Source organism: Moorena sp. (assembly GCF_982860115.1).
The window spans coordinates 1-3,832 of the sequence record NZ_CEYLVT010000351.1 but is presented as its reverse complement, the minus strand read 5'-3'; the positions used below and the strand labels follow the sequence as shown (position 1 = coordinate 3,832).

The 3,832-nt window shown below is 40.9% G+C and carries 4 protein-coding genes; 1 reads left to right on the top strand and 3 read right to left on the bottom strand.

Annotated elements, in window-relative coordinates:
* Positions 1 to 329: 329 nt before the first annotated feature.
* Entirely contained in the window at positions 330 to 695 is a 366-nt protein-coding gene (locus AC4II3_RS31025) for a hypothetical protein (RefSeq protein WP_488014647.1), read from the top strand.
* Positions 696 to 917: 222 nt separating this feature from the next.
* Here the strand turns inward: AC4II3_RS31025 and AC4II3_RS31020 are convergent, their stop codons facing one another.
* The 3 genes from AC4II3_RS31020 to AC4II3_RS31010 form a co-directional block, all read right to left on the bottom strand.
* Positions 918 to 1,511 (bottom strand): RNA polymerase sigma factor, encoded by a 594-nt coding sequence (locus AC4II3_RS31020; RefSeq protein ID WP_488014645.1) that lies wholly within the window; start codon positions 1,509 to 1,511, stop codon positions 918 to 920.
* A 302-nt stretch (positions 1,512 to 1,813) separates the two neighbouring features.
* Positions 1,814 to 2,179: a hypothetical protein gene (locus tag AC4II3_RS31015; RefSeq protein ID WP_488014643.1), complete on the bottom strand. Its 366-nt coding sequence runs from the start codon at positions 2,177 to 2,179 to the stop codon at positions 1,814 to 1,816.
* A gap of 559 nt (positions 2,180 to 2,738) precedes the next feature.
* On the bottom strand, positions 2,739 to 3,725 hold the full coding sequence (locus tag AC4II3_RS31010) for a cysteine synthase A (RefSeq protein WP_488014641.1): 987 nt from the start codon (positions 3,723 to 3,725) through the stop codon (positions 2,739 to 2,741).
* Positions 3,726 to 3,832: the final 107 nt, after the last annotated feature.

The window sequence follows — 3,832 nt, the reverse complement described above, 5'->3', positions numbered from 1 at the left end:
GTTACAGGTTAGCTGGTTGAAGGTTACAGGTTAGCTGGTTGAAGGTTACAGGTTAGCTGGTTGAAGGTTACAGGTTATTAAACCTTAAACCTCTTCAACCTTAAACCTTCAACCTTAAACCTTGTCAACCTTAAACCTTGTCAACCTTCCACCTCTTCAACCTTCCACCTCTTCAACCTGATCAACCTTCATGGTTGCTTTACAAAAAACCTCTGAGATATAAAGCTTTTGTAAAATTCCTTGGATTCGTGTCCTAATTACATAAAAAATCTCACTAATGTAGTGAAGCGCAATCAAGACTGAAGCCCAATCAAAGTAACGAGTGTGAGATGAACAGATTTTCTATGTACACGATCTCAATAGAAAGCCCAACCCAATCAAATCTACGCCGATTGGAACTATTGCTGGAGTATTGCCAACTGGCAGCGCGTCCAAGTTTGTCTGTGTCAGACACCAACCGTATGGCTGAGATCCTCGAACTAGCCCAAGCTGACCAAATCCTTAACCTGTTGATAGATAAAGCTGATCTAGTTATAGCCAAACACTTTAGCTGGCTGAGTGACAATGATATTGATACCTATAAAAACCAAATCGCAAAGTTGGAAGAGTATTTAGAAATCTTTGTTTCCCTAAAATCACCTGAGACCAGTGAAACTCTACGTCATAAATTTGCTTGTTTCACTGGAAATCCTTAAGAGTAATCTAAGCTATCAGCTATCAGCTATCAGCTAATGGCTGACGGCTGACAGCACCTCAAGTAGCGTGGCCTACGGCCAAGGGCTGAATGCTTATATCATGTCAGGATAATTACCCTTAATAAAAATCTCCCCGATCTCCCCATCTCCCCATCTCCCCATCTCCCCAAACTTCACACACTCTCCATTAATTATGGGTATTCAACCAGACTTGATATTACTTCACGATAAGCCATAGTCTTCGAGCATAGAGTTGTCGATATCAAAAAAATAGTCTCTCAAAACTTTCCTCATACGCTGATATCGTTTTCGCAAGGCTGTATTACTTGCCAAGTTCAGGCGTTCTTCAATTTGAATCCAGGACAATTCTTCCATCACTCGTAACACAAAAATATCAAAATCTAGAGGACTTACTAGTTGTCTAATGTCTGACAGTATTTCCTTGACATATTGATCCGATAAATAATCGGAAGTATCATTGGAGCTAATCTGGTATTCTATAGAGCTAAATTCACGTTCTTTTTTCCAATGCTTTCCTTTCTTGGCAAAATGCTCTCTAATCACATTTAAGCAGGTTGTTCTTAGCCAAGCTGATGGATTTTCAATATGTTGTCCAGATTCAATTTTGCTAACTCCGCGAATATAGCTTTCAATAAATATGTCAAAGATATCAAATTTGTGTTCAAGGTTGAACTGCTTGAGTCGGAATTCAATAAATGCAAAAAGTCCAGATTTTTCTTTGTGGTTTAAAAGAGAATTAACAGCGGCATCAAATTGTTGACGATTAGGGGACTTTGGAGGTTTTCTAGGTTGCATATAGTGTAGTTCCTCGGTAAAAATAAAAGCACATGATGCCCTGACTTTCAATTGTATTTGAGAAACCTTATAATCACTATTAATCACTTAGTGACGATTAAGTCTCGATTTGTGACATTGATAAGTAGGTAGGGGAAAATAAATTGATCAAGGGTATAACCATGAAACAATGAGGTTACGAACCTGTGTTGCCAAATTGGCATAAAAAATCTTTCCATAGCGGTGTTTTAGTATGCCTCCCTACTTACAGTTGTCCAAGAGTGACCCTAATGACTATATCCCTTGTGATCATCAAGGACACATTAGTTGTAGGTGCCCATGGCGTGCCCTTGGGATGCTTGCTCCCAATGGCCTGTGGTCAGCTCCCAGTCAAAACTGCTGTAGACGTAAGTGATTCGGATATGCTCTAGGATTATGTAGAAGCAGGTAGATTTTAGCCAGTCTGAGGGGTCTTGAATATCTTGTCCAGATTCAATTTTGCTAACGCCACGAAGACAGCCCTCAAAAAGTATCTCGCCTATATCAAGTTCTTGTTCAAGATTGAAGTACTGGATTTGGCGTTTAATAAATGTATATACCTCAGAGTTTTCTTTTTGGTTCCAGCTAGAATCAACTACTGCATCAAATTTTTGACGATTAGGGGATTTTAGGAGGTCTTGGGTTTGCATCGGGTGTACTTCCTCTAGAAAAATCAACATACAAAGTTAAGGCTTATTACTTCAGTTTTTCTTGAAAAAGCCTCATCATTATTCTTAATAAATAATGAGAATTAAGTCTTGATTTGTGACACTGATCTAGTTTGATCGGTCAGCTAACCCGCGACGCCCATGCTAAACTTTCTGAAAACAGCTATCAGCCCCTAGGCCGCAGAGAGCGAAGGAGTAACGGTTCCAGTTATAACCAAAAGCTCAGTTGACTTGAGGTGTCTTTCCAAAGTGGAAAGCCTTGGCACCAGTTTGTGTAGGTGTCTTTTTAGGGACATCCGTGGTGCCTAGGGTGCTCAAGGTGCTCACAGAGCAAGGCTTGATATTGATCTATATCAATTACAATACCAAGTTTGCTTGCATCTGTGACAGTACTCGAAAGGGTACTTTTATTTGTTTTTATTTGTGTTACTCTTAAAGATTAGTAAGAAGTGTTAAGGATTCCTTGCTACTCCCTGTTCCCCGTTTCCCGTTGCCATTGGCTGAATACTTACAAAGATTACGAACCCTTGATCCGTTTTCCTCAAGAGCTGCAATCACCCACAGAAAGTCCTTTAGATACCAACCATTCCCGATTGAAGAGCCGTGACTGATAACGACCACCGCCATCACAAAGCACAGTCACAATTGTATGACCAGGTCCCATTTGTTTAGCCAGAGCAACAGCAGCTCCGACATTAATCCCGACAGACCCTCCCATAAATAATCCATCCTGGCTCAGCAGCTGGTAAACTACCCGGAGACATTCGTGGTCATCAATTTGAATGGCATCATCAATGGGAGCCCCTTCCATATTGCCAGTAATACGGCTGTTACCGATACCTTCTGTAATAGAGCTACCTTCGGGTTTAATAACACCCGTCTTGACATAACTGTATAAACCGCTACCCATGGGGTCAGCCACCACACATTGAAGGTTAGGATTTTTTTCTTTCAAATACATCGCCACCCCTGCATAGGTACCACCTGTCCCAGTTGCTGAAACCCAAGCATCAATTTTCCCGTCAGTTTGCTGCCACAGCTCTGGCCCAGTGGTTTCATAATGAGCCTGTCGGTTTGCCAAATTATCAAACTGATTCGCCCAGATGGCATTATCCATCTCTTGGGCAATGCGTCCAGAAAGCTTTACATAATTATTGGGGTTTTTGTAGGGTACTGCTGGCACTGGGCGAACTTCAGCTCCCAGGGTTCTGAGGGTATCCATTTTTTCTTGGGATTGAGTTTCCGGGATAATAATCAGGCACTTGTATCCCTTAGCATTACAGATATGGGCTAGACCAATGCCCGTATTGCCAGCGGTTCCTTCCACAACTGTCCCCCCAGGCTTGAGTAAGCCTTTTTCTTCTGCATCTTTAATAATATAGAGGGCAGCTCGGTCTTTTACAGAACCTCCTGGATTGAGAAACTCCGCTTTCCCTAGGATTTCACAACCCGTCTCTTCGCTAAAGCTGTTTAACCGAATAAGTGGTGTATTCCCAATTGTGTCAACAAAACCTGTTGTGATATCCATTTCAATCAAGTTTAAATTATAAACAATGAAGAATTAAGAATGAAGAATTAAGAATGAAGAATTAAGAATGAAGAATTAAGAATGAAGAATTAAGAATGAAGAATTAA